Raw genomic sequence first — 1,025 nt, 5'->3', positions numbered from 1 at the left:
CAATTTGAGTCCAGACACCTCAAGGATCACAGGAGACGGCGTGTTTCCCGTATCAGGGCAGGTCAGGACACCCACACATACGGCAGGAGAGCCCGAAATCCCCCGCTAATTGTGGCTCTCCTGTCGGATCCGTGGGTGGTCAGTTCGGGAGTTGACGGCCTGGGAGGTGGGGGCGGTGGCCGCCGAGGCTGAGCATGGCGAGGGCGATGAGGGCCTGGGGGTTCTTGAAGCCGAAGGCGATGCGGGTGATGAGCCGGATTTTGGTGTTCATCGATTCGACGAGTCCGTTGGACAGGCCGTGCTCGGCGGCGGCGGTGATCGCGTCCCAGTGGCGGACGATGGACCGCTGGAGGTCGACGAATGCGTCGATGCGGCAGCGGCGGGCCCAGAGGACCCAGTCCCACAGGGCCTGGGGAGTGTCGGTGCCGGACTTCAGGGCGAGGCGGAGTCCTTCCTTCAGCAGGTAGGCGCGGTGGAGGACGGGGTGGGCCTTGGCGACGAACTCCAGCTGGGCCCGCTGGTACTGGGTGAGGTCCTCGGGGTTCTTCCAGAGTGCGAAGCGGGCCTTCTTCAGCGACTTCGATCCCGCCGTGGTCCGGCCCTTGCCCTTGCGCTCGGTGGTCCAGACCTCGCGGCGTACGACGTCCAGGGCGTCGGTGGCCCACTTCACCGTGTGGAAGGGGTCCATCACGCGCACCGCCTGCGGGCAGTGTTCGGCCACCGGCCCGCCACCCAGTCCGCCGCGTCGGCCGACACGTGCGTGATCCTCGCGGCCCGCTCGGGGCCGAGCAGGGTGAAGAACCTGTTCAAGGTGGCCTTGTCCCGGCCGGGTTCGGCCCACAGCAGACGGCCCGAATCGTGATCGACGACGACGGTGAGGTACTTGTGCCGCTTCTTGTGTTGGGTCGGGGACGGGACGCCGTGCGTCCTCTCAGACCCGAATCCGCAGGTAGTGCGGGGTGTGTGGCAGCTGATATGGCGACAGGTGCACTTTGCCGGTGAGAAGATCGAGGTTCCTACACCGT

At 66.5% G+C, this 1,025-nt stretch carries 1 pseudogene; it reads right to left on the bottom strand.

Going from position 1 to position 1,025, the window contains the following annotated elements:
* Positions 1–139: 139 nt before the first annotated feature.
* Positions 140–900: pseudogene (locus ACFU5K_RS32040) on the bottom strand (ISL3 family transposase); the annotation flags it as partial.
* Positions 901–1,025: the final 125 nt, after the last annotated feature.

It is taken from the genome of Streptomyces sp. NPDC057428, assembly GCF_042803195.1.
GTDB lineage: Bacteria > Actinomycetota > Actinomycetes > Streptomycetales > Streptomycetaceae > Streptomyces.
Note: the sequence above shows the minus strand (reverse complement) of the source record. Positions and strands in the feature narration are given on the sequence as shown.